This is a genomic window from Thalassotalea insulae (assembly GCF_030161395.1).
Classification (GTDB): domain Bacteria; phylum Pseudomonadota; class Gammaproteobacteria; order Enterobacterales; family Alteromonadaceae; genus Thalassotalea_E; species Thalassotalea_E insulae.
This window is the reverse complement of the sequence record NZ_BSST01000001.1, coordinates 4,052,434-4,078,631: the sequence shown is the minus strand read 5'-3', so window position 1 is coordinate 4,078,631 and position 26,198 is coordinate 4,052,434. Positions and strand designations below refer to the sequence as shown.

The following is a 26,198-nucleotide window of genomic DNA, read 5'->3' as shown; positions in this document are numbered from 1 at the left end:
CAGCGAAAATAAATTACAGTTAATAAAAAGATCTAGGGTCAAAAAAATGAATATTTTAGAAAAGATAGCCAACGAACTAGACACATTTAGTAAATCGGAGCGTAAAGTAGCAGAAGTTATTTTAGCTCAGCCAAGCACCGTGATACATGCCAGTATTGCGGCATTAGCAAAACAAGCCAATATTAGTGAACCTACCGTTAATCGCTTTTGTCGTCGTTTAGACACCAAAGGCTACCCTGACTTTAAATTACACTTAGCGCAAAGTCTGGCAAATGGTACTCCTTATGTAAACCGCCATGTTGACGAACACGATACCGCGGATGAATATACCGCCAAAATTTTCGAATCCACCATGGCGAGCATGGAATTAGCCCGTAAAAGTTTAGATACTTCCACCATCAATCGCTCGGTCGATTTACTTACTCAAGCGAATAAAATTTCATTTTTTGGTCTTGGGGCTTCTGCGGTTGTGGCCCACGATGCGTTAAATAAGTTTTTCCGCTTTAATGTGCCAGTAGTGTATTTCGATGACATATTAATGCAACGAATGAGTGCTATTAATAGCCAACAAGGTGATGTCGTCGTTGTTATCTCCCATACTGGCCGCACTAAGTCATTGGTTGAAGTGGCGAGTTTAGCGAAAGAAAATGATGCTACGGTTATTGGTATCACCACAGAAGGTACGCCATTAGCAAAAGAATGTAATATCGTGTTATCAGTTGATGTTGCAGAAGATACCGATCTTTATATGCCAATGTCGTCCCGTATTGCTCAGTTAACCTTGATCGATATTTTAGCCACCGGTTTTACTTTACGCCGCGGCACTAAATTTAGAGATAACCTGAAGAAAGTCAAAGACAGCCTACGTAGCTCGCGCTTTGAACGTAAAGAATAACCTAATAATTTAATTTACATTATTTAGTTTAATTACTAAGGATTAAGATGCTTAGAAGAACCAAGATAGTTGCTACATTAGGCCCGGCAACTGAAGATAGAGAAACGTTAAAGCAAGTACTCGCAGCGGGTGTTAACGTCGTACGCTTAAATTTTTCACATGGTAGTGCCGAAGATCATATCCAACGTGCAACTATGGTACGTGAGGTCGCAGCAGAACTAGGAATTTATGTCGGTATTTTAGGTGATTTACAAGGACCTAAAATTCGTGTTTCTACCTTTAAAGACGGCCCCATTCAACTTGCTGTTGGTGACAAATTTGAATTAGATGCCAGTTTACCTAAAGGTGAAGGTTGTCAGGAAAAAGTCGGTATTGATTATAAAAACCTACCAAATGATGTTGCCACCGGTGATATTTTATTACTTGACGATGGTCGGGTTCAGTTAAAAGTATTGCACACTGAAGGCCCATCAGTATTTACTGAAGTTACCGTTGGTGGTCCACTTTCCAACAATAAAGGCATTAACCGTCAAGGTGGCGGATTAACCGCACCGGCACTCACTGATAAAGATAAAGCCGATATTAAAACCGCAGCAAAAATCAACGTCGATTTTCTTGCAGTATCTTTCCCGCGTGATGCAGAAGATATGCGTGAAGCACGCCTATTAGCACAAGAAGCAGGCTGCGATGCTCGTTTAGTGTCAAAAATTGAACGCGCTGAAGCAGTTAACGATGATAAAGTGTTAGATGATATTATTTTGGCATCAGACGTTGTAATGGTTGCTCGTGGCGATCTTGGGGTTGAAATTGGCGATGCGGCACTAGTTGGCAAACAAAAACATATTATCGCCCGCAGCCGTCAGCTTAACCGAGTTGTGATCACAGCAACACAAATGATGGAAACCATGATCACTCAACCAATGCCAACCCGTGCTGAAGTAATGGATGTTTCTAACGCAGTATTAGATGGTACCGACGCCGTGATGTTATCTGCCGAAACTGCAGCTGGTAAATACCCGGTTGAAACTGTTAAAGCTATGTCTGACGTGTGTCTTGGTGCAGAAACTCACCGTTCAGTGAACACCTCAGGCCACCGTATCGAGCTAATGTTTTCAGAAATTTCAGAAACGATTGCTTTGTCAGCCATGTATGCCGCTAACCACCTCAAAGGGGTTAAAGCTATCATCGCCTTAACTGAATCTGGCCATACCGCGAAGCTAATGTCGCGTATCACCTCAGGGTTACCAATTTATTCATTATCACGTCACGATAAAACCTTAAATAAAAGTGCAATTTATCGTGGGGTATATCCGGTATTATTTGATTCAACTGACAGTAATAATGATGAACTGGCAACAGATGTTATTAAAACCGTGATCAAACAGTCATCATTAGAAGTGGGTGATAAAGTTATTTTCACTCACGGAGATTTAATGGAAACGGTAGGCGCTACCAATACCTTAAAAATCTTAACCATCAATAAAGCACATTTAGCTTAATAGCTGAATAAGCATAATTAAGGCAGCATTTGCTGCCTTTTTTATTGCCTGAAATACTTTATTTTTCAATAAAATAGTTTTAAGTTAATATCATAAAAACACACTTACAGAGACATAAAATGACGCGACGTATTGCCTTACTCACCAGTGGCGGAGATGCCCCGGGAATGAATGCAGCAATCAGGGCTGTAGTATTGGCTGCTCAACATTATCAAGCTGAAATTTATGGTTTTTATCATGGTTATAACGGACTACTTAATAATGAATTTACCTTGCTAACTCAGGCAGATGTCCAAGGGATCATTCACCGAGGTGGTACTATCTTAAAAAGCGCTAGATGTCAGGAAATGCGCGATGAACAAGGGGTCAAGCAAGCGGTTAATGTGCTATTAAAAAATAAAATAGACGCACTCATTGTTATCGGCGGTGATGGCTCTTTTAATGGTTTGATCGCCATTAGCAAACAGTGGCAAGGACAAGTAATTGGCATTCCCGGCACGATAGATAACGATATTGATGGCACTGATTTCACTATTGGTTTTTCTACTGCGGTTAATACCGGCATAGAGGCAATCGACAAAATTCGCGACACTGCCGATGCATTTGATCGGGTATTTTTAGTGGAATTAATGGGCCGTCATAGTGGCCATATCACTTTTAATGTTGGTGTTTCCTGCGCCGCAGAGCAAATATTGTCATTTGAAAACTTTCAAGCAAAAGATGAAAAAAAACTACTGAATAAAATAGCTAAACAAATCACTGATGCGCAGCAAAAGCGCCACAGTAGTTATTTAATCGTCATTGCTGAAAATCTCTGGCCTGGTGGCAGTCAAGCGTTAGCAAATAATTTAAAACAACTAACAGGCATAGACTGCCCACTGTGCACACTTGGCTATATTCAGCGTGGCGGATCGCCGGTAGCGAAAGATAGGTTGCTTGCCACTAAAATGGGAGTCGCCGCTGTTCAGGCAATTAATAATGGTCAATCGAATATGATGATCGGGGAGCAAAATAACAGCATGTTACTCGTCGCACTATCGACTGCGATACAGCATCAAAAACAAGTGAGCCAGACGTTAGTCGAGGCCCAGGAAAATATTTTCGCATTAACAGAAAAGAATTAACACCAGCCAATATCCATTACGCGGTTACGGCTTGTTTAACCCTTTCTTTATAGCTACGGCTGACTTTTAATTCTTTGCCATTGTTAAGCACTAGATAATATTCACCATTAAGCTGGCTACAAAATTTATCAACATAATTTTTATTAACAATTGTTGAGCGATGGCTACGAATAAAGTGTTTAGGATCTAAACTTTCTTCCAACTGTTTCATGGTTTTACGTAAAATATGGGTGTTACTTTCTGTATGAACACACATATAATCTCCCGCCGCATCGATCCAGATAATATTTTTTACCGGCACCCGGCTGACTTCACCGGCATCCTTAATCGCCAGGACATCTGAATAATGCTCATAGGTCACGGGTTTGTTATGCTCTAAATCATGCAAAATTTCCGCACAATCATTACCTGTGACATCACTCACTAATCGGATCAGTTTTTCTTTATGAATCGAGTTTTCTTCACCAATAATTTTTTCACGGATCTTATCAAGCGCCTGAGACAGCCTGTTTTCATCAACCGGCTTTAACAAATAGTCAAAAGCATGGACATCAAATGCTTTTAATGCATACTGATCAAATGCAGTAACAAACACCACCATTGGCAGTTTTAACTGTTGCTCAATAATCGATTCCATCACCTCAAAACCATCAATCCCCGGCATTTGAATGTCTAAGAACATTAGATCCGGCTGATACGCCCGAATCGCTTCAATCGCTTCCCTGCCATTATTACATTGTGCAATCACATTAATATCTTGATGCGCTTTTAAGCGAATTGCCAGCCCTTTTCTCGCCAGTGCTTCATCATCAACTATGATGGTGGTTAAAACTTTACTCATGAATTCACCTTAGTTTCAAACGGCATTCTGATATTGACTTTAACACCGCTAGGCTTATTATTTGCCACCACCAGTGAATAATCATTACCATATAAGGCTTGCAAACGCTCGCGGCTATTTGCCAGGCCAACGCCATTTTCTCTAAACAAGTTACCATTTTTGATCTCAGCCCCCGGGCCGTTATCAGCAAGTTCTAATAATAAATCATTACCAAACTTATCAACATTAACGGTGATCGTACCGCCTTGTTCTTGCACCGCTATCGCATATTTAATAGCATTTTCAGCTAACGGTTGCAAAATCATACTTGGCACTAGTGCCTGTTCACAGTCTTTGGCAACATGAAAAGCCACTTGCAAACGCTCTTCAAAACGCACTTTTTCAATATCTAAGTATAGTCGTAGCGCCTGTAATTCACTTTCCAACGTGACTTTTTTCATCGGATCTTTATCAAGAGAATAACGCAAAAACTCACTTAACTTTGTAACCATAGCATTAGCAGTATCATTTTCTTTCACTAAAATTAGGGTCGATATTGCGTTTAGGGTATTAAACAAAAAATGCGGATTTAACTGGTAGCGTAACATTTTAAGCTGTGCTTGGTGAGCGACAGTATTAGCGTGTAAAACGTTTTGCCGTTCCCTTTGTAGCATTTGATAATACTTAGTACCAAAGTACAACACACTCCAACTAAGCATGATTGAAACGGAAAACAAGCCATTTTTGGTATAATAGATCAGCTGTTCAGGACGAAAACCATGCTTATATATTTCCCAATAATTAATATTTTGCACAATTTGCCACAGTAAACCGGTAATCGCAGAGGTAAATAACACGCTTAATGCGATATTGATCGGTTTATAATTCCAGACTTTACGGTAGATATAGCGTAGTGGGATACTAAACAACCAGCCAGCATAGGCATTTAAAAAGATGATCACGACAAAGATATCTCTTAGATCATGGAGTAACGAGCTCAGGTAATATACCAAAGCAAAACCAAACCAGCCGGCACTATGCACAAACCAGAACAGGTTATTTTTCTCTTCTAAGAATTTTGTCCACTTCACAAAAAGAACCAATAAGCTAAAGATATGATTAATTATGGATGAGCCTGAGCAAGCGCGCATTACCACTAAACCTGATAATTACGCTATTAGTCTCATTTATCAGGAATAATCAACGGTAACTGCTGTTATTACAGTCACCTTGATAAAACTCACCTTAAATGCTGAGCATTTTACCTAACGGCTGCCCACCCACAAGATGCAGATGAATATGATACACTTCCTGACCTCCATGTTGATTACAGTTCATAATCAAACGGTAGCCATCTTCAGCAATGCCTTCTTGTTTCGCTAATTTTTTCGCAACCGTAAACATCCGTCCTATGGTAAGTTCATCGTCTTGCTCAATATCATTAGCCGTTGGAATTAGCTTATTAGGTACAATCAAAATATGACTGTTTGCCTTAGGAAAAATATCACGAAATGCCGTTACTAATTCATCCTGATATAACAATGGCGTGTCTATTTCTTGTGAAATAATCTTGGAAAATATCGTTTCTTCTGCCATAGCAATTCCGCCTCTATTATGCTGATTTTGAAGTTAATGTGGGTAGTTTAACAAATGCTTTAACTTCTTCTACTATTAAATAATTAACTGGCACCATGAGCAAAGTGATCAAGGTCGCGAAAATAATACCAAAACCAAGGGAAACCGCCATAGGGATCAAAAACTGAGCTTGTGTCGCCTTCTCAAACAGTAACGGCATTAAGCCAATAAATGTCGTTAGTGACGTCAACATAACCGGCCTAAACCGCGCCTGTCCCGACTTAATAACCGCATCAAGCAATTCCATCCCTTGCTGACGTTTTTGATTAATAAAATCAACCAACACTAAACTATCATTCACAACAACGCCAATTAACGCCATCATGCCAAGTAAACTCATAATCGTTAAATCCATGCTCATGATCCAATGCCCTACCACAGCGCCGATAGCGCCAAAAGGGATAACTGACATGACAATTAAAGGTTGCAAATAAGACTTAAACGGAATCGCCAATAAACAATAAATAATAAAAAAGACGAATAATAATCCTAGCTTCATACTGCCAAAAGACTCGCGCTGCTCCCTCGCTTCTCCTTCCAACGCAAAACTGACGCCGGGATATTTAGAAACCAGTTGTTGCAAATATTGCTTAAGATCGTCATTTAATACCGTCATATTCGTATGCTGTTTATCAATATCCGCGGTAACATTAACGGTGCGAAATCGATCGATACGGTTTATCGCCGACGGGCTTTTCCCTGGAATAAGCTGGGCAACATGAGATAAAGGCACCTTCCCCCCCGTTGGGGTATTGATCAGCATATCAGATAAACTGGCCACTGATTTTCGCTCCGCTAACGGAAACTTCAGCATCACACGGACATCGTCTCGTCCGCGCTGTATGCGCTGAATTTGAGCGCCAAAAAAGGCATCACGAACTTGACGTGTAATAGTCGAGCGGGAAATGCCCATCGCATGACCCTGATCGGTCAGTTCAATTTCCAATTCCTGTTTACCATTAGATAAACTGTCAGAAATTTCAAACACCGTTGGATAAGTACTTAAACGGGCTTTAACCTGATCAGCCACTTCTTTTAGGGTATTTAAATCTTTCGCGGAAAGCTGAACATCGATAGTATTTCCGGCGCGGCCGAGCTCAGCTCGAAACGTTAAACTTTCAGCGCCAGGAATATCACCGATCAAGGTGCGCCACTCCTGTACTAATTCACGGGTGCCGATGCCTGTTTCATTTTTATCGGCTGGCAAGACTTCAAAACGTACTCGGCCAATTTCATTTTGAGTGATCGCTAAGGTATGTAAAATAACACTATCACCATTTTCATCACGATATTTATCTTGCAATGTTTTTGCGGCATTAGCCATTTTCTCAACATAACGATCAACAACGTCAAAACTGGTCCCTACCGGCATCGTTAGATTCGCCCGCGCGGTCTCACTGGCAATGCGCGGGAAAAAGACAAACTTTGTCCAGCCACTGACAATAAAAGCATAGATCAATAAAAATGATGAGATAAACAATATTAAGGTCGTTAACTTATGGCGTAATGCTAACGAAAGCACTGGATTATAGTAGGTTAAAATCGCCCGTTCAAAACCGTCAGCAAACTTTTGCTGCCAGGCACTAAAACCAGAAACCGCGGTTTTATCCGAACGTAAACGTAAATGTTTTAAATGTGACGGTAAAACAAACTTCGACTCGATCAATGAGAAAATCAGCACAGGAATAACAATAATCGGGATCTGCGCAAAAATTGCCCCACGTCGCCCCTCAATAAATGCTAACGGTAAAAATGCTGCTATGGTAGTTAAAATACCAAAGGTTACAGGTAACGCTACTTCCTGTGTGCCCTTAATGGCGGCATCCAGCCCTGAGCTTGCCGTCTGACTATGGCGATAAACGTTCTCTCCCGTGACTATCGCATCATCTACGACAATACCAAGTACCAAAATAAAACCAAACAAGCTCATGATATTAATGCTGATATCAAATACCGGCATTAAAATAAAGGCGCCCATAAAGCTGATCGGAATACCAATAAAAACCCAGAAAGCGATCGATGGCCGTAAAAATAAGGTTAACAATAACAAGACTAAAAAACCGCCTTGTAGCGCATTAGAAATCAAAGTATTTAAACGACTTTTAACAATTTCAGAGTCATCATCCCAATAGCTCAGCTCAAAACCTTGAGGCAAGCTCGGCTGACGACTTTTAATATAATCTTTGACGGCATCAGCGACATCAATGGCGTTTTGTTGACCGATACGATAAACCTCGATTAATGCACCACGTTTACCATTAAAACGAGCGCGCAGCGGCCGTTCTTCAAAGCCGTCATTAACCACCGCGACATCACTAACATGTAAAAAGGTGCCATCTGGCTGAGTTTTAATAACAATGTTTTCAAATTCATCACGGCGATAAGCCTGGCCTTTACTACGCACTAGGACATCACCACCATCGGATCTGATATTACCGGCAGATAAATCGATTGAACTGGCCTTAATCGCACTGGCAATATCGGATAACGTCAGTTGATATTGCTGCAGCCTGCTTTGGCTCACTTCGATAGTAATTTCATAGTTTCTTACCGCATCAAGCGATACCTGAGTGATTTCAGGTAAAGTTAACAAATTGTCTCTGACCTGCTCTGCAAATTCGCGAATTTCTTTTTCACCGTATGTCGATGCAACGGTAACAGCTATCACTTCTCTTTGGTGTTGACGCACTGCGATAATCGGCTTTTCCGCATCCGCAGGAAAGGTATTAATCGCATCAACCCGGCTTTTAACATCAGACAGTAACTCTCGTACATCGTAGCCTTCATCTGCTTCAATATTAACACTGGCAGAACCTTCAACTGAAGTGCTGGAGATTTTCTTTATACCCTGGAGATCCTGTACCGCTTCCTCGATACGGATCGCAACGCCTTGCTCTGTATCTTCTGGCGTCGCACCACGTAATGAAACACTTACATTAACAATATCTGACTCAAATGATGGAAAGACTTCTAATGGAATGTTACTTTTTAATGATAATAACCCCATCAATAAAATGGTGATCATTAATAAATTGGCGGCAACATGGTTGCGGGCAAACCAGGCGATCATGAGTGACTCTCCTTTTTAACTCGTCCTGCCGCGACAGGTTTGGCCATAGCTTTATCGGGTTGTCCATCTGGATTTTTGCTCTTTTGACCACGGCGCTGTTTATCTCCTCCTACTTTCCTGCCATCAATGCTATTAATTGCTACTGAAGTTCCCGAGGTAACCTGACCTAATGGCGTTAACACCAGTTGCTGACCAACAGATAATCCAGATTCAATAATGGCAACGTCCTTATTTTGCCAGGCAATAGTAACATCAAGACGCTTTAACACCCCATTTTCAACGATATAGACGTAAGTGCCCTGATAAATGGTTTTATTAGGGATAACAATCGCATCGGTGACATCATTACCGGCAATTTTTGCGGTCACATACTGGCCTATTTTTAACGGCAGTCCTTGATTTGCCTGATGGCCATATGGATCATCTATTTGCGCAACCACAAACAGTTGCTGTGAAGTTTGATCAAACGCCCCTTCAGTGCGCACAACCTTACCTTGCCATGACTGTTGCTTAACCAAATCAGAAAAAATTGTCACCTGTGGCTCACTATCATTAATCGCTTGAGCAAAACGATTGGTTTCAGGCAAACTGATATAAGGCAAATCTTTGTTTTTTAGTGGTAATCTTATTTCGACATAATCGACGGCATATATTTCAGCTAAACGGGTGCTGGGGGAGATCACCTGACCTAAATCAACGTCTTTCGACAAAATACGTCCGGTATAAGGTGCTTTAATTTTACTACGCTCTAATGCTAACTGTGCTTTATCCAAACTGGCCTGCGCCGAGTAAAGTTTTGCCTGTGCGGCCAACAATTGAGGCTTTCTTAACACTAAGTCAGGGGCTTGACCATTACCGCCAAGACGCTGCCAGTCTTGTTTTGCCTGCTCTACTCGGGCTTGCTCTTCACTTAATGCCTGCTTGGCACTGAATAAATTTGCCTGAGCAATTTTGACTTCGACTTTTAAATCGCGATCATCAAGTTCAATCAGGACATCACCTTTATCAAAAAAGGCACCAGCCTGAAACTTATCACTGATAGCAATAATCTGCCCTGAAACTTGTGGCAATAACACACTCTGCGTGCGGGGTTTTATTGTGCCATAGCTTTCAATGTTAACAGCATAGTTTTCAATGGCGAGGGTTTTAACATCAACATTAATTTGCGGTGCACTATTTGGGCGACCTCGCTTTGCCACTGGCGGATTCGACAGGATCAACAAGTAAAGTACAATCGCAGCAATTAAAATAATAACTGGCAATAACAATTTTTTATAACGGGAAAAAATATTTACTAACATAGTTCTATTCACTAATTAATGTCATAGAAGAAACAGCAAGCTTAGGTTCAAGCTCATCCTCGGCGGTAACAAAATCCCCGCCTAAGGCAAGGTGTATATCGATTCGATTTTGTAATAACTGATTTTTTAAATGGATCACTGAGGTTTGCGCATCGAACGAGCGCCGTTGCGACTCTAATACCGTCGTATATTGTACTAAGCCACGCAGATACTGATCAAAAGACAGTTTCTCTGCCTGCTTAGCGTTTTCTTGAGCCTCTAACAGATAACGGTAACGCTGAGTTAAACTTGCATGATTATCAACGGTGTTTTCAACCTCGGCAAACGCTTGAAACAACTGTTCAAGATACAGCTGTTCTTTTTGCACTAGTTTTAATTTCGCCTGTTGTTCCTGAGCAGCCAATTTGCCACCGCTAAACAACGGCATAGTAATATTACCCAGCAATGACCAGGCGATGGTATTTCCAGATAACAGCTCAGATAACTGGTCTGAGCTATCGCCGGCTGAAGTGGTTAAAGCAAAGCGGGGAAAACGTTGTTTATGAGCAATAGCAACGCCAGCATCAAGTACCAATAATTGATACCAAGAAGCAACAAGATCCGCCCGTTGCGTTAACAATTGTGCAGGCAAGCCAGTGGCAATATGATTGTTTATTTCAGGTAACCGTTGTTTTGCGTTAATACTTGCTTGAGGGTATTCGCCTATTAGCAACTCTAATGCCCTTTTACTCGCTAATACCTGTTGTTGTTGTGATGCAACTCGTGCTAATTCGCTGTTAACATTATTTTGTGTTAAATAAACATCGAGTGCATCTGTTAGCCCTAAGCGATAGGAAGATTGGATCATTGCCAGATTATTGCTTAAATTATCCGCTCGTTTCTGATAAAGCGCTAATAATTGTTGCGCTTCAATCAAATTAAACCAGCTTTTTGCAACATCTGCTGTTAATTGCTGTTTAGCTTGCAGATACGTATTTTGAGCAGCAAGTAAATCCAGTTTCGCCTGATGCTGCTGATCTGAAAGTTTGCCCCAGACATCCAATTCATATGACAAGGTTAAATTAATATCGGCACTGGTTTGATATTGCACGCCGTTATCTTTAACTAATTTTTTTCGCCCATTTCCCTGACTAAGAGAAAGCTCAGGGAATTTAGCCGCCCCAGAAACAATCGCTTGTTGCTCAGCAATTTTTAACGTTGCCAATTTTGCCTGTAACTGACGATTATTGGCTAACGCTAGTAAGACCAATTCAGATAACTGATCATCGTTTAATGTTGCCAGCCATGAGGTGTTATCTTTTGCTGACGTTGATGAGTCAAGCTGATGAGCTGACTGCCAATGCTCAGGTACCGTCAATTGCTCCATGGCCTGGCTTTGATAACTGGGGCTTGCACAGCCATATAGCGAGCTTAATATAACAAAAGCTACGCTATGCATCACACATGTTTTTATTAATCTAGTATTCATTTATTATTGTTAATCTATTTAAGTAGATAATATATGAGGTTACGCTACCTCATATATTATGCGCTATCACTAAGCTCAACAATAATATTTACATAGATTTACAGTAGTTTAGATATTGCGCTACTCAAAGCAATATTAATCTCTGCTGAAGTTCACCTATAAAGCAGATTTGCGGAACAAAAAGTTACGCGTTACATAAAATGTTTTTATTTTACAAGACGTTACGAACGGTAACTTTGAAAATCGGTAAAAAATGTTTGCGATTTGTTATTGGCTGCATCGGCTAAGGTCAACACCAGTTGCCAGATCATTTTCGGCTCGCTACAACTGCCTAAGATCGCATCGCTGACATAATGATGCTGCTGTGCGTCATAGCGAAAAAATAGTGGGATTTTCCCCATATACATACTTTTTCCTTCTAAATAGGCATTTACTGTCAGGTTATCAGGTAAGCCATCGCCTTGAATAATGATCTGAAATTCTTGTTCACCGGTGACCTTATCAACATTAAACAGCAAATGGAATTGACCAAACGTCGAGTCAAACTGGCACTGACTTTGCCCGTTTATGCACTGTGGCGACACATAGCTTGATGCAAGCTTTGGCGCTGGCGAACAGCCAGCAAACAGAAAACTGCTTACAATAAATAACTTAACGATGTTTATTGGGATATTAAAAAACATAAGTTTTAAGCAAAACGAACAATTAAGGCGTAGACGCCGATAATAACAAGCTTACCTTTAATACTCATTACTGAAATGTAAATTTTCACTCTATAGCAAGTTTTTGTTTAGCCATAGTCGCTAATGATTTGGTGTGTAGCAATAATTCAATACTGCCTACCTGGCCATGACCGGGAATAACTTGCTTAATATTTGAGTAGCGCTGCAAAATATGCTCAATCGAACCAGCCCAGTCTTCAATCGAGGCATCCGCAATATTCCCCATAGTTTTCGCTCCAAGACTTCTCACTAAGCAGCCACCAAATAACATCTGCTCCTTGGATAACCACACCACAATATTGTCCTGACTGTGACCTGCGCCAGGATAAAAGACCTCAATACGATCTTTTAATAACTGAAATACCTCGGTATCAATCTGATGATTAGCATTTTCCCGTCCAGCATTAACCATTAACTCATTCGTTAATTGTGTAGCATAAGTCGGAATATTTAACTGATTAAGCAGCTTGATGCCGCCACTGGCATCTCTATGAAAATGTGTCGCTACCGCAGCTCTTAAATTAAGAGCTTTGGATTGAATCCATTCAACTAATTGTCGAGTATCACCCTCTGTCCAGGGTGTATCTATCATATAAACATCAGAGCCGTCTTTCACCAATAATCCGGAGGCACCAACCCGTCCCCACGGTTCAACGGTCAAATAAGAAATAAACTGATAGACATCCTCTGTTAATGGGCTGATCTCAAGAGTCTGCTCTTTCGCCAGCGCTCCGCTATTAAAGATAATCAAGAAGAATAAAGTCGAAAGAGCTTTTATTACAGTGTTTGTCACCAATCTACCTACCTGATATATATTAATTGAGTGAAAGCTATCACCTGAATATGATATGAGCGTTTGCAGCTGTTTATCATTAACCTATCGCAGAGACTAAACTAAAAGATCAACAACCTCTAAAATAACTCTTATAAAATAACGATTTATTTTGTCATAGTTTTTTAGCTAAAGATATTTACGTTAATAACAATTTACATTTTTATTGCTCATCAGTATTTTCTTCCTTAGCTCTACTGCCTTATTTCTTTACACAGTAGATATAATCTTTCAAAATAAAGCGAATCTATATCTTTTATGGAAATAATTATGCGCCGTGAAAACGATAAGTTTCATTTAATGAAAGTCTTCCATGAAGTCGCCAATAATGGTTCCTTTACTCAGGCAGCCAAAAGTTTAGGAATGACCACTTCTTCCGTCAGTAAAGCGGTGCATCAACTTGAAAACAGTTTACAAGCAAAATTATTAAACCGCACCACTCGCAACCAAAGCTTAACCGATAGTGGCCGCCAGTATTTGAACACAGCTAAATTAATGCTGGGACAACTTCAGTCATTGGAAGAAAATATCAAGAATCAGACAACGGAAGCTTCAGGTTTACTCCGTATTACTATGCCATCAGCGTTAGGCCAGTTCTTCATTGCGCCAAAATTACATACATTCAAAAAAGCCTATCCTAAAGTACAACTTGATTTAGTGCTAAATGAACATCTAGTTGATATCACTGAGCAAGGGTTTGATATCGCGATTCGCTCGGTTGAGCTACCCGCTACCTCCCCTTTATATTCTGTGCAGTTAGGCCAACATCAACAAAAACTAGTGGCTTCGCCTGAATATCTCAAACAATACGGTTTGCTAAACAGTCCTGAACAGCTTAGTTCACACCAGTTACTGGTTTACCAAGGGCCGCAAATAAAGCCTGACTGGTCACTTTATTATCAGCAACAACTATTTACTATTCAGCCAGATGCCTGTTTTAGCAGTAATAATTATTATGCACTGTTGATGGCTGCAAAAAATGGCTTGGGGATTGCCAATTTATATCAATATATGGTGGATAGTGAAATTAAAGCCGGCAATTTGGTGCATATTCTGCCTAATTGGCAGCAAAGTTCACGCAAACGCTATGCGGTTTATCAACAACGCAGAGAGACCTCTGCAAAACTCGATCGCTTTATTGCTTTTACTGCCTCATTATTCGACTAATTATCTCTTTTAAGGAAATATAGTTTTTCAAAACTAGCTAATTATCAAGTTTATAGAAAAGTTTACTATAGCATTTATCAACGAATTCAGATAAATGGTATATATAATGACAAAAACAAAGCTCGCCTGTAGCTTACTATGGTTAACCTTCTCTTCTTCCATTTTTGCCGAGCATGTAGCTTCCAGCACGCAAGATATTGATATTAATAATCAGGCAGGACTATCACTTAACAGCCATGATTTCTATTTTCGTATCAATGGCCGGCTCATGGTTGATTACGCCTTCTGGCACGATGCGGCGTATGCTGGTGTTACCAATAAAAACGGTTCAGGCAGTGAAATCCGGCGTTCTCGTATATATTTAAAGGGTAAATACCATGATTGGCAGTACCGCTTTCAAACTAACTTTAATCAAAATGGCGCGACCAACAGCAATACCTATATCAAATATGCTGGTTTTAACGCGTTTGATATTTACCTGGGCAAGCACGCAGAGCCTTTTGGTTTAGAAAGTTCCAATAGCTCAAAATTTAATTCAGCCATTGAAAGACCGGTAACGGGAAACTCACATTTTGCCGGTGATCGCGAATTAGGAGTAAGCATTGCAGGACACCAGAAAAACTATGCCTATCAGCTCGGTGTTTACGATATTGCTTCGACCCCAACCGATAATAACTACGCGATAACGGGCCGGGTGAGCTATCTTCCGATACAGTTAAATAATCAATTACTACACTTGGGGTTAGCAGCGAGCGTCCGACAGCTAGACGAAAAGACGATATTTCTTGCACAAGACAGGGCAAGTGTTCATGCAACCAGTGTAAAATCTATCACCACTGGCGAATTTTTTGCCAAAAGTAGCCGTGTTTATAACATTGAAGCCTCATATCAGTATCGGCAACTGCAGTTAAGTGGGGAATATCAACTAGCGAAGTTTACTGGTGTTAATAATAGGAACAATCATGAATTTACCAGCTATTACCTTCAAGCCAGCTACTTTTTAACGCCAGATTATCGCCCTTATGATCTCGCCTCGGGCACTTTTTTAGGTATTACCCCCAACCAATTATCGGGTGCCTGGGAATTGTTTAGCCGTTATGAAAGTGTTGATTTTCTTGACAATCAGTATGGCTCTACAGCCCGCATACTCACTTCAGGTATTAACTATTTTGCCACTCAATATACTCGCTTATCCGTAAACTATACCCATGCCGAGATAGATTATGGGCGTTTGACTCACAATAGTGACTCAATCGACGGATCTGCTCTTACTTTTAGAGTTCAATTTTATTGGTAACAACTGATTTTGCTAATAGCACTTTAACCTCATCACGGCACTTCTTTGTGCCGTTTTATTATGCTGCCACTTTATTGGTAGTTTTATCTACTTCTTTATATTTAATAAATTCGCCTAAATAAATTCTATGTACTACCTTTTTAGAGGTATTTTGTACAGCTTTAGTACATAAAACAGACGATAATGGAATTTAATTCCTTACAACTTTTATGGATTTCTTTTTTTGTTGATTTAAATCATGTTTTTGAGTTGATTTACCTTATCCTCGGAAGTTAAAATTGCCGCTGATCTTAGGCTGTACACGAGTTTTACGTGATAAATTCACACCCTGATATCAAAATATAGAAATACGCTCATTGTTAACATATTTAACAATAGCCAAACTAACTTAGTTAACGGAACCAATAAAAATGACAACAACGCTTGATCAGCCGTCATATAACTTCGATGTGGTACGTAAGTTTACCGTCATGACAGTTATCTGGGGAATCGTTGGTACGCTAGTAGGTGTTATTATTGCTGCACAATTAATTTGGCCAGCATTAAACTTTGAAACACCCTGGCTGACATATTCCCGTCTTCGTCCACTTCATACCAATGCTGTGATCTTTGCATTTGGTACCAGTGCTTTATTTGCTACTTCTTATTATGTTGTTCAACGAACGTGTAAAACAGCATTGTTTGGTGGCTCGCTGGCTAACATCACCTTTTGGGGATGGCAGCTAGTCATCGTATTAGCGGCAATAACTCTTCCTTTAGGTTACACAACAAGTAAAGAGTATGCAGAGCTTGAATGGCCAATCGATATTTTGATTGCTGTTGTCTGGGTCTGTTATGCCATCGTGTTTTTTGGCACGATTGTCAAGCGTAAAACTTCACATATTTACGTGGCTAACTGGTTCTTTGGTGGCTTTATTATTACTGTTGCTGTCTTACACATAGGTAACAGTATGGCGATCCCTGTTTCTATGATGAAATCATACTCATTATATTCAGGGGCTATCGATGCCATGATGCAATGGTGGTATGGCCATAATGCGGTAGGTTTCTTATTAACCGCAGGTTTCCTAGGTATGATGTACTACTTCGTACCAAAACAAGCAGAACGTCCGGTATACTCGTATCGTTTATCTATCGTTCACTTCTGGGCGTTAGTTTCTTTATATATTTGGGCAGGTCCACATCACTTACACTACACGGCTCTTCCTGATTGGGCACAAAGCTTAGGTATGGTAATGTCAGTGGTATTATTCTTACCATCTTGGGGTGGTATGATTAACGGTATCATGACCTTATCAGGCGCATGGCATAAACTTCGCCATGACCCAATTTTACGTTTCTTAATCGTCTCTTTATCTTTCTACGGTATGTCGACCTTTGAAGGTCCGATGATGGCGATTAAATCAGTGAATGCTTTATCTCACTACACTGACTGGACTATTGGTCACGTACACTCTGGTGCATTGGGCTGGGTTGCTATGGTGTCTATCGGTGCCATGTATCACTTAATTCCGGTGTTATTCAACCAAGGTCGCATGTACAGTATTCGTTTAATTAATATTCACTTTTGGATGCACACAGCCGGTATCGTGTTATACATAGTAGCAATGTGGATTTCAGGGGTAATGCAAGGCTTAATGTGGCGTGCTGTTAATACTGACGGTACCTTAACTTACAGCTTTGTCGAAAGTTTAACAGCTTCTTATCCGTTCTACTTTATCCGTTTTGTTGGTGGTGTCTTAGTCGTTGCAGGCTTTATCTTGATGGCTTACAACATGTTTAAAACGATTGCTGCTAAAGACGGAAGTCTGAAGCCTGTTGAAGTAGCTTAAGGAGACCTACCATGATTAATAAACATGAAAAAGTCGAAAAAAGCGTAGGCTTATTCTTTATCTTCACCATTTTCGCTATTAGCATTGGTGGTTTAGTAGAAATTACGCCGTTATTTTTCCAAAAAGAAACTACGCAACCGGTTGATAACTTGCGTCCATATACCGCATTAGAAATGGAAGGTCGTGATATCTACATCCGTGAAGGTTGTAACGTTTGTCACAGTCAGATGATCCGTCCTTTCCGTGCAGAAACTGAACGTTACGGTCATTACTCTGTTGCTGGCGAAGGCGTATGGGAGCATCCATTCTTATGGGGTTCAAAACGTACTGGTCCTGATCTAGCCCGTGTTGGTGGTCGTTATAGTGATGATTGGCATCGTGCCCATTTAATTGATCCTCGCTCGGTAGTGCCTGAATCAAACATGCCATCTTTCAAATGGTTAACTGAAAATACCCTTGATGGTGAATTAACAGCTAAGAAACTAGAAACCTTTAATTTCTTAACTCGAAATAGAAGCCATAAAGATGCGCAAGGCAATCCAATTCCACTCTATTCTGCTGAAGATATCGCTAATGCAAAAACAGCGGTAAAAGGCAAAACAGAGATGGATGCCCTAATTGCTTACTTACAATCACTTGGTCACGCATTGAAGTAGCATATGGATTACGGAACGCTTAGAGGCATTGTCGCCTCAATAATTTTGGCACTATTTATCATCATTGTGATTTGGTCATATAGCAAAAAACGTAAAGCTGATTTCGACAAAGCGGCTAACTCAATTTTTGACGAAGATCACAAAGAAGACATTAACAGACAGGAGACTAAAAATGTCTAGTTTCTGGAGTATATGGATTACCGTTCTTTCTCTCGGCACATTAATAGGTTGTTACTTATTGTTACGCTGGTGTTTAAAGAACTTTGCGGGCGTTGAAGAAGGTGAATCCATGGGACACCAATTCGACGGTATTGAAGAATTAAATAACCCACTCCCTAAATGGTGGAGTACCTTCTTTCTTCTCACTATCATTTGGGGTTTTGGTTACTTACTGGTTTATCCAGGTTTAGGTAACTGGGCTGGATTATTTGGCTGGAGCAGCTCAAACCAAGGTGTATTGAACCTTGAAGAGTCTAAGGCAAAAGCAGCTAACGCAAAAGAAAACGGCCTTATCGTGCAATACGATATGGAAGTAAAAGCCGCAGATGAAAAATTTGGCCCTATCTTTGATGCATTCGCTAAACGTGGCATTAAAGAGTTAGCCGCGGATCAGGAAGCATTAAAAGTAGGCCAACGTCTATTTTTGCAAAACTGTTCGCAATGTCACGGTTCAGATGCACGTGGTACTACTGGCTTCCCTAACCTTGCCGATAAAGATTGGTTGTACGGTGGTTCACCTGAAACCATTAAAGAAAGCATTATGCATGGCCGTCAGGCTCAAGGGATGATCGCATGGGAAACCATGTTAGGTGGTGAACAAGGGGTGAAAGAAGTTGCAGCCTTTGTTTTAAGCTTAAGTGGTCGTGAAGTTGACGCAAGCACAGCAAAAGCAGGTCAAGAGAAGTTTGCTATGTGTGCTGGCTGTCATGGCGATAAAGGCCAAGGTAGCGCAGCAATGGGCTTACCATTAGGTGCACCAAACTTAAGTGACAACATCTGGTTATATGGTGGTTCACAACGTGTGGTTGAACAATCAATCAGACACGGTCGTGCCGGTGTCATGCCAGCGTGGAAAGATATTTTAGGTGAACAAAAAGTACATGTTATCAGTGCCTATGTTTACAGTCTTTCACAAGACTAACCGCATCACTTATTAACAAAAGCCTTAGCGATTTTGCTAAGGCTTTTTTATTACCACAGGCAAATTTTAATCTGTTTTTAGCCGCTAATTTATTGGTTTGGCGTAAATAAAACCAGTATAATAGCCAAATAAATTATTAATAAAGACCGCACATGAAAACACCTTGGTACAAAGAGCCGTGGGCCTGGTTCGTATTTATTCTCCCTTTATCCGCTGTTGTTGCCGGTATTACCACAGTGATCATCGCCAATACCGATGCTGACAGCCTTGTGGTTGGTGATTATTACAAAAAAGGCAAAGCTATTAATCTCGAACTTTCTAAAATTAAACAAGCACAAAAACTCGGTATTGAATTTGCCCTTAAACTAAGCAATAACGAGTTAGTAATCAAACCAACCGGTATTGAAAAACAATTTCCACTGCTTAATGTCAATTTTTACCACCCTACCCAGCAAGAAAAAGATTTTTACCTTGCCATGACAGCTGACGGTAATGGCAATTTTAGACAAACCTTAGATCATGATGTTCGCGGTAAGTGGCGTATTACGATTAGCCCATTTGAAAACCATTGGAAAATACAAAATACCATCACCTTGCCACAATCAGATTTTATTGAAATCACACCTAAGCCACTAGAAGCACGATAGTTAAATTACTTTATGTCTAAATCTTGTTTTCATTGCGGTGAAGATATCCCGAACGGGCTGTCTTTATCCGTTTCTATAGACGGTCAGTCACAAGCTATGTGTTGTGTTGGTTGTATGGCAGTAGCGCAAACCATCGTCGATAATCAGCTCACCGATTATTATCGTTTTCGTACAGAAGCCGCCCCCAAAGGCGAAGCATTAGTTCCCGAGCAGCTTAAACGCACTGAATTACTTGATGACACTAGCCTGCAACAAGAATTTACTTATCAAGACGGGGAAAGCAAGGAAACCATACTGACCATCGAAGGGATCAGCTGCGCCGCGTGCGCCTGGCTTATAGAAATGCAGCTAGAGCATTTAGCCGGTCTGCAAAGCATTTCCGTCAACGCCACGACTCAGCGTGCTTCTGTCCGCTGGCTAGATAAACAGATCAAACTCAGTGAAATTGTTCTCGCCATTGAAAAAGTCGGCTATCACGCACTACCGTTTAAGGCGAGTGAAGTAGAACAAAGCAATCAAAAACGGAGTAAAACCTTTATTAAGCGTTTAGGCATCTCCGGCATTTTAATGATGCAGGTGATGATGATCGCTATTGGCCTGTATTTTGGCGCGTTTTCTGATATGTCATCACACAACCTGGTTTATTTACGCTGGGTCAGCTTATTTCTTACCCTACCTATCATTAGCTATGGTGCCTTGCCATTTTATCAAGGGGCATATAACGCCCTAAAAGCAAAACGTCTATCAATGGATGTTCCGGTATCTATCGCCATTATTTTAGCCTTTGGTGCCAGCGCTTGGGCAACTATTAATCAAACCGGCGAAGTCTATTTTGAATCGGTTTCAATGTTTACCTTTTTATTACTGATAGGTAAATTTTTGGAATTTCGTGCCCGAAATCGAGCAGCGGAAGTCTCCGCTAATTTATTAAAATTAATGCCTTTAACCGCAACACGTCTTCATCAAGGGCAAGAAGAATTAATCGTTGCCCGTAAATTACAGCCGCTAGATCTCGTAATTGTTAAACCTGGCGAAACTATTCCGGCAGATGGCACAATCACTGCTGGCAGCAGTCAAATTAACGAAGCTATGCTTTCGGGGGAACAAACGCCAGTAAATAAATCTCTTGGCGATCAGGTATTTGCTGGCACTATCAATAGTGATGGCAATTTAACCATAGAAGTAAAACATGCTGGGCAACAGTCGTTTTTAAGTCAATTGATCAGGTTAAGCGAAGCTTCGCAGGCACATAAACCTAAACTAGCGCAACTGTCTGATAAAATTGCCCAGTATTTCGTCGCATTAATTTTATTAACCGCTATCGGCACTGCTTTTTACTGGCAACAGCATCTGCCTGATGAAGCATTTTGGATCACCTTATCCGTCTTGGTGGCAACTTGCCCGTGCGCACTGTCTTTGGCAACGCCAACCGCCCTGACCTGCGCCACCACCAGACTAAATAAATCAGGTATTATGGTAAAATCAGGCCATGTCATGGAAACACTGCCGGTAATTGACCATTTTGCTTTCGATAAAACTGGCACCTTAACCTCGGGTGACTTTAGCCTTGATAGCATCTCTATAATCAACAGCCAATACAACGAACATCAAGTGTTGGCCTATGCTGCGGCGCTTGAGGCCCATTCAGAGCATCCTATTGCAAAAGCCTTTGCTCAGTATCGCGACTTTTCCTATCAAAGCGAACAAGTAGCAGTAATTGCAGGTGCAGGTATCAAAGGCGTCGTTAATCAGCAAAAAATAGTTATCGGTAAAACTAAGTGGCTGTTTGAGCTTGAACTTATCTCTGCACAGCAATTTGAAGCACACCGCAACGCTTCTTGCTTATTGGTTATTGATAAGCAACTGGTGGCTGTTTTCTGTTTACAAGATCACATTCGTGACGATGCCAAGCCAGTTATCACTAAGCTACAGCAGCAAGACATTATTACCACTATGCTCTCTGGTGATCACATAAAAGGCTGTGACCAAGTACAGGGGCAATTACAGCTTGATCATATCTATAGTCAGCTAAGTGCAGAAGATAAACTGAAAAAACTCAAAACACTGCAGCAACAACATACAGTTGCTATGGTTGGTGACGGCATTAATGATACCCCGGTATTTGGCGCAGCCCATGTCGCTATAGCTATGGGCAGCGGTACAGATATCGCCAAAAGTGGTGCCGATGTTATTTTATTAAATAATCAATTAAGCGCCATTATTACCTTGCTAAAAATAGCGAAACAAACCAAAACTATTATTTGGCAAAACTATGGCTGGGCATTTGGCTATAATGCTATTGTATTACCGTTAGCGGTTTCAGGCTTTATTACCCCTTATATGGCAGTAATTGGTATGTCGTTAAGCTCAATTTTAGTGATCACCAACTCATTAAGATTACTAAAAGTGAAAGTAAAATAGGAAGCTATCCATGAGTGTCATTTACATTTTGATCCCTCTTGCCATAATTTTAACGGCGCTGGGTATTTACCTGTTTTTTTGGGCAGTAAAAACAGACCAGTTTGACGATCTGGAAAAACAAGGCTTAAGCATCTTATTTGATGATGATCAAAAAGAAAAGCAGGTAAAACCCAATCAAAATGCAACAAGCTCAACAGCCCCTAAAACCACTGCTGAGCAACCATTAGAATCACCAAACGATCAGGTAAAATAACATCAACTTGATATAGGCAATGCGACAAGTTTAAAGCGTACATTCATTATGACCTTGTCATGTATATTCACAAATCCAGCCCTGAATCGGCATTTTTAACTAATTTACCAAGCCCCCGAAAAAATAACGCTATAGCTCTGAAAGGAAGATCAATGACAACCTCCAATCCGTCATACCATGCGCTTTCATCATCGTAGTTAGGAGGCCATAAATAATGCGAGCTAGTAAAACCAATTAAACTGCAGCAAAGCAATAACCAATCAAAACTATATAAAGCCAAATCAATAATAAAATACCCACTGACGATAAATATTGAAATAGATAAAAATACTCGAAAATTATTCATATCCCTGTATACACCTAATGCCACATTAAACAACTAGAATATTTAACTACACTTATTGTGATACGAAACTAAGCCAACGGATTTTGTCGCTAAAACAAACCTTGGGATAATTTTCGTCTTTTTAAAAATCAAATTGGTTTTTCTTTGCGGGCAAGCATATCGATAAACTTTGCAAATCGCCTCTGCCTAGTTTCGGCTTTCTTCGCACTTAGCAATCCGTATGCGATTGTATAACGGCTCGATTTATTGAGCGTTGCAAAAAACTGTTTCGCCTTAGGCTTGTTTTCCAATGCCGCTAAAAAATCCGCCGGCACTTCCATTTCACTTACGTCATAAGCATTTTCCCACCTACCGTCCGCTTTAGCTGCGCGAACGTGCACAAGTCCTGACTCCGTCATTCTGCCTTCTTGTATTAAACGCTCTACATGCGCTTTATTCCTTTTTGACCAGTTACTTCGCGCTTTTCTTGGTGTGATCCGCTGGAGATAGGCTTGGTCATCGATGGATTTTTTAATGCCATCAATCCAGCCCCAGCATAGAGATTCAATCACAACATCGTCCCAAGTCACACTCGGGATCCCGGTATGTTTCTTAAATATTTTTACCCACAGCTCACTTTCGGTGGTGTGATTTATTTTTAACCACTGACCAAGATCTTTCGACGTTGCAAAAGTCATGATTCTCGATATATCAGGTTCAGGCATAAAGCTAAATTCTCTTTCGTGTAACACCCAAAAAGGACTAATAATCATCAGCTAAACTTTATTACAGAGCAAACGAAGCCAAACGTTAACTCCGCGTTTAATTGCCCTATTGTATCGCTTTCTCAACGGCTTTCTGAGCATGGATATAAGTAGTGTCTAGCAGTGTAACTTCAGTATCAGTTTGCTCAACTAACATGCCTATTTCCGTACACCCAAGAATTACCGCCTCAGCTCCTTGGTTAGCTAAAGACTCAATGATCCTTAAATATTCGGCTTTAGATGCAGAGCGTAAACGACCTAAACAAAGTTCTTTATAAATAACATTATGAACAATGTTTCTATCTGACGCATTAGGAGTTAGAACAGTTAAACCATAATTGTCATTTAACCTGCCCTTATAAAAATCTTGTTCCATTGTAAAAGCAGTACCTAATAAACCAACGGTTTTAATCCCTCTTTTAACCAATACCTCAGCTGTTGCATCGGCAATGTGCAATAGAGGAATATCAATAACCTTTTCTATTTGCGGAGCTACTTTATGCATAGTATTAGTGCAAATAAGTAAAAAATCAGCACCGGCACTTTGCACGCTTTTAGCTGCCTCAGAAAGTATCTTAGCAGTACCTTGCCAATCCCCTTGATGCTGCAATTGTTCAATCGGCTCGAAGTCTACACTGTACATAGCTATTTTGGCCGAATGTAAGCCCCCTAAAGCGTCTTTAATACCTTCATTTATTGCTCGATAGTATCCAAGTGAACTTTCCCAGCTCATTCCTCCTAACAAACCAATTGTTTTCATGTTACCTCACGAATATAAATTACAATATAAAGCCTCGTTAAACTGTTTAGTAACCGTTAACTAGCTTTAAACGTACACTCTTTTATTACGCTCTTTTACTTATTAACTTAATAATACTCAGGCCATTCTCCATTTTGTTTTTACTCGCCTCGAACCAATGAGTAAGCAAGACACGTATTAACCAAAATAGCATTGTTACAATCAATAAATTAAGGCCGCTTATCTGAAATGTTAACAACAAAAGATAATACTGCTCTCAACATTGCATATGAGTTACTTGAACGATTGGATGATTCTTATCGTAAACCAATTTAGTAGTGACTACACATGTATTGATTGGGCTGTCAAAAGGCCATTCGTTTTCTAAAAAAGGTATGATTATGTGACATACTTTCCTAGAAACCAACGCCCAGTTAAGGGGCTGAAAATGTTTGGCTAAAGTTGTGAAGCGGAGCGAAACCGAGCCAAGTTTTAGCAGTCCCACACTTAATTGGTTTGTTAGCTGCTCTTATGAGCCTTAAACATGATTTGAGCATAAATATAAGGAATACCATTATCCATTCTGACTATGTTTAGTGGTCTATTACCATCTTTGGGAAACAAAATATTAGGAAAAGAATAAAAGCCTCTATATATTTGAAACCAAACATTAGCTTCTCTTTCTATACCTATCACATCACATATTAGCTGTTTACAAGAAATATTTAAAAGCTCAAAGCCAGCGGCTAATTCATGTTGCGTAATATAAGCTCTCATATCTTGCTCCATTAAATACGTCCAATTATCATCTTCAATATGGTCTTGCTGTAAGCTAGGGTCATTCAGCATTTGATTATTATTACCTATAGAAGACTTCATTACTGATGATATTGATACCGGCATATTGTCATCGATAATTTGATTAAGTTTTTCTTTATGCTCGATAGACCATTGTTTTAGCTCTTCCTTTGCATAGGTTTTTTCAATTGAATAGTCCTCACTAATATCATTTGAAAGTTTGGTCGTATGTTCTATTTTTTGTGTAGTCATCGTTTCGCTTTCATCTGACATTTTGCGGGTATTTGAAAGCGCCTTACTCTCTTGAATTATTAGAGTATCAGGGGTTCCCAAATTACTCACTTGGGAATGCTCAGAGTTTTTCGACTGTTCCGAATTATTAAATTGGCTTATATCCTGCTTCGTATCATTTAATATGGGATATAACTGATACCCTAAAGCAGAGCTTACCAATACAATAATCCCTCCCTTTAAATAACTTTTCATTTATCTTCCTTTATAGTGATGTGTTGCTTCAATTAAGCAGTTAACGCTTATATTAAGCGGCTTAATATTGTTGGCTAAAATATTGAACGAAGTGAAAAAAGCCAACTGCCATTGTCCTGCTTGATTGCCTTGTATGGATAATAACAGCCAAATCTTATTATTCTTTTTAATCCTTTTCGGGTAATGTGAGGCCCAAGCTTTGGCTGCAACCAAAGCCTTTTTATATGGTAGTTCGATGATTGGCAGGCTCCTCTATTGAGAGACCGATAACAAGTACGAACGCCATATAAAACTCCAAGCACTAAA

Annotated in this window: 24 protein-coding genes; 12 read left to right on the top strand and 12 right to left on the bottom strand. The window is 40.2% G+C overall.

Annotated elements, in window-relative coordinates:
* The first annotated feature begins 46 nt into the window (after nucleotides 1-46).
* The 3 genes from QQK06_RS18295 (at nucleotide 47) to QQK06_RS18285 (ending at nucleotide 3,518) form a co-directional block, all read left to right on the top strand.
* Nucleotides 47-895 (top strand): MurR/RpiR family transcriptional regulator, encoded by an 849-nt coding sequence (locus QQK06_RS18295; RefSeq protein WP_284246253.1) that lies wholly within the window; start codon nucleotides 47-49, stop codon nucleotides 893-895.
* A 47-nt stretch (nucleotides 896-942) separates the two neighbouring features.
* A complete protein-coding gene (gene pyk, locus QQK06_RS18290) occupies nucleotides 943-2,394 on the top strand; it encodes a pyruvate kinase (RefSeq protein WP_284246252.1) in 1,452 nt (483 codons plus the stop codon).
* Between the two features lie 119 nt (nucleotides 2,395-2,513).
* Complete coding sequence (locus QQK06_RS18285) at nucleotides 2,514-3,518, top strand: 6-phosphofructokinase (RefSeq protein WP_284246251.1); 1,005 nt, start codon at nucleotides 2,514-2,516, stop codon at nucleotides 3,516-3,518.
* 16 nt (nucleotides 3,519-3,534) lie between these two features.
* Here QQK06_RS18285 and QQK06_RS18280 read toward each other — a convergent pair whose 3' ends face one another.
* The 8 genes from QQK06_RS18280 to bla all read right to left on the bottom strand — a co-directional run bounded on the left by QQK06_RS18280 (nucleotide 3,535) and on the right by bla (nucleotide 13,327).
* Nucleotides 3,535-4,359, bottom strand: coding sequence for a LytR/AlgR family response regulator transcription factor (locus tag QQK06_RS18280; protein ID WP_284246250.1), 825 nt, complete (start codon nucleotides 4,357-4,359; stop codon nucleotides 3,535-3,537).
* Nucleotides 4,356-5,429 (bottom strand): sensor histidine kinase, encoded by a 1,074-nt coding sequence (locus tag QQK06_RS18275; RefSeq protein WP_431313650.1) that lies wholly within the window; start codon nucleotides 5,427-5,429, stop codon nucleotides 4,356-4,358. The genes QQK06_RS18280 and QQK06_RS18275 overlap by 4 nt, the downstream gene beginning before the upstream one ends.
* Before the next feature lie 154 nt (nucleotides 5,430-5,583).
* A complete protein-coding gene (locus tag QQK06_RS18270; protein WP_284246249.1) occupies nucleotides 5,584-5,934 on the bottom strand; it encodes an HIT domain-containing protein in 351 nt (116 codons plus the stop codon).
* Nucleotides 5,935-5,950: 16 nt separating this feature from the next.
* A complete protein-coding gene (locus tag QQK06_RS18265; RefSeq protein ID WP_284246247.1) occupies nucleotides 5,951-9,043 on the bottom strand; it encodes an efflux RND transporter permease subunit in 3,093 nt (1,030 codons plus the stop codon).
* Nucleotides 9,040-10,344 (bottom strand): efflux RND transporter periplasmic adaptor subunit, encoded by a 1,305-nt coding sequence (locus QQK06_RS18260; protein WP_284246246.1) that lies wholly within the window; start codon nucleotides 10,342-10,344, stop codon nucleotides 9,040-9,042. Before QQK06_RS18260 ends, QQK06_RS18265 begins: the two co-directional genes overlap by 4 nt.
* A gap of 4 nt (nucleotides 10,345-10,348) precedes the next feature.
* Nucleotides 10,349-11,812: an efflux transporter outer membrane subunit gene (locus tag QQK06_RS18255; RefSeq protein ID WP_284246245.1), complete on the bottom strand. Its 1,464-nt coding sequence runs from the start codon at nucleotides 11,810-11,812 to the stop codon at nucleotides 10,349-10,351.
* A 221-nt stretch (nucleotides 11,813-12,033) separates the two neighbouring features.
* Nucleotides 12,034-12,495 carry a hypothetical protein gene (locus QQK06_RS18250; RefSeq protein WP_284246244.1) on the bottom strand — a complete coding sequence of 154 codons (462 nt, stop codon included), beginning with the start codon at nucleotides 12,493-12,495 and terminating at the stop codon, nucleotides 12,034-12,036.
* Between the two features lie 85 nt (nucleotides 12,496-12,580).
* Nucleotides 12,581-13,327 carry a subclass B1 metallo-beta-lactamase gene (gene bla / locus QQK06_RS18245; protein ID WP_284246243.1) on the bottom strand — a complete coding sequence of 249 codons (747 nt, stop codon included), beginning with the start codon at nucleotides 13,325-13,327 and terminating at the stop codon, nucleotides 12,581-12,583.
* A 309-nt stretch (nucleotides 13,328-13,636) separates the two neighbouring features.
* Between bla and QQK06_RS18240 the strand changes: the two genes are divergently transcribed.
* The 9 genes from QQK06_RS18240 to ccoS all read left to right on the top strand — a co-directional run bounded on the left by QQK06_RS18240 (nucleotide 13,637) and on the right by ccoS (nucleotide 22,780).
* Nucleotides 13,637-14,533, top strand: coding sequence for a LysR family transcriptional regulator (locus tag QQK06_RS18240; protein WP_284246242.1), 897 nt, complete (start codon nucleotides 13,637-13,639; stop codon nucleotides 14,531-14,533).
* Between the two features lie 106 nt (nucleotides 14,534-14,639).
* Nucleotides 14,640-15,830, top strand: a complete 1,191-nt coding sequence (locus tag QQK06_RS18235) for an OprO/OprP family phosphate-selective porin (RefSeq protein WP_284246241.1) — start codon at nucleotides 14,640-14,642, stop codon at nucleotides 15,828-15,830.
* A gap of 410 nt (nucleotides 15,831-16,240) precedes the next feature.
* Nucleotides 16,241-17,662, top strand: a complete 1,422-nt coding sequence (gene ccoN / locus QQK06_RS18230) for a cytochrome-c oxidase, cbb3-type subunit I (RefSeq protein WP_284246240.1) — start codon at nucleotides 16,241-16,243, stop codon at nucleotides 17,660-17,662.
* An 11-nt stretch (nucleotides 17,663-17,673) separates the two neighbouring features.
* Nucleotides 17,674-18,318 carry a cytochrome-c oxidase, cbb3-type subunit II gene (gene ccoO, locus QQK06_RS18225; RefSeq protein WP_284246239.1) on the top strand — a complete coding sequence of 215 codons (645 nt, stop codon included), beginning with the start codon at nucleotides 17,674-17,676 and terminating at the stop codon, nucleotides 18,316-18,318.
* Between the two features lie 3 nt (nucleotides 18,319-18,321).
* Nucleotides 18,322-18,498 carry a cbb3-type cytochrome oxidase subunit 3 gene (locus tag QQK06_RS18220; protein ID WP_284246238.1) on the top strand — a complete coding sequence of 59 codons (177 nt, stop codon included), beginning with the start codon at nucleotides 18,322-18,324 and terminating at the stop codon, nucleotides 18,496-18,498.
* A complete protein-coding gene (gene ccoP, locus QQK06_RS18215; RefSeq protein ID WP_284246237.1) occupies nucleotides 18,491-19,459 on the top strand; it encodes a cytochrome-c oxidase, cbb3-type subunit III in 969 nt (322 codons plus the stop codon). Before QQK06_RS18220 ends, ccoP begins: the two co-directional genes overlap by 8 nt.
* Nucleotides 19,460-19,611: 152 nt before the next feature.
* On the top strand, nucleotides 19,612-20,106 hold the full coding sequence (locus tag QQK06_RS18210; protein WP_284246235.1) for a FixH family protein: 495 nt from the start codon (nucleotides 19,612-19,614) through the stop codon (nucleotides 20,104-20,106).
* Nucleotides 20,107-20,118: 12 nt separating this feature from the next.
* Nucleotides 20,119-22,527, top strand: coding sequence for a heavy metal translocating P-type ATPase (locus tag QQK06_RS18205; protein WP_284246233.1), 2,409 nt, complete (start codon nucleotides 20,119-20,121; stop codon nucleotides 22,525-22,527).
* A 10-nt stretch (nucleotides 22,528-22,537) separates the two neighbouring features.
* Nucleotides 22,538-22,780 (top strand): cbb3-type cytochrome oxidase assembly protein CcoS, encoded by a 243-nt coding sequence (ccoS, locus tag QQK06_RS18200; RefSeq protein WP_284246231.1) that lies wholly within the window; start codon nucleotides 22,538-22,540, stop codon nucleotides 22,778-22,780.
* Nucleotides 22,781-22,847: 67 nt separating this feature from the next.
* On the opposite strand, the gene QQK06_RS18195 is transcribed toward ccoS, so the two are convergent.
* From QQK06_RS18195 to QQK06_RS18180, 4 genes are all read right to left on the bottom strand, one after another.
* Nucleotides 22,848-23,150 (bottom strand): hypothetical protein, encoded by a 303-nt coding sequence (locus QQK06_RS18195; RefSeq protein WP_284246230.1) that lies wholly within the window; start codon nucleotides 23,148-23,150, stop codon nucleotides 22,848-22,850.
* Between the two features lie 104 nt (nucleotides 23,151-23,254).
* The gene (locus QQK06_RS18190) at nucleotides 23,255-23,830 is read right to left on the bottom strand and encodes a YdeI/OmpD-associated family protein (RefSeq protein ID WP_284246644.1); all 576 of its coding nucleotides are present in this window, start codon (nucleotides 23,828-23,830) and stop codon (nucleotides 23,255-23,257) included.
* Nucleotides 23,831-23,936: 106 nt separating this feature from the next.
* Nucleotides 23,937-24,629 (bottom strand): aspartate/glutamate racemase family protein, encoded by a 693-nt coding sequence (locus QQK06_RS18185; protein WP_284246229.1) that lies wholly within the window; start codon nucleotides 24,627-24,629, stop codon nucleotides 23,937-23,939.
* A gap of 498 nt (nucleotides 24,630-25,127) precedes the next feature.
* Nucleotides 25,128-25,892 (bottom strand): hypothetical protein, encoded by a 765-nt coding sequence (locus QQK06_RS18180; RefSeq protein ID WP_284246228.1) that lies wholly within the window; start codon nucleotides 25,890-25,892, stop codon nucleotides 25,128-25,130.
* Nucleotides 25,893-26,198 lie beyond the last annotated feature (306 nt).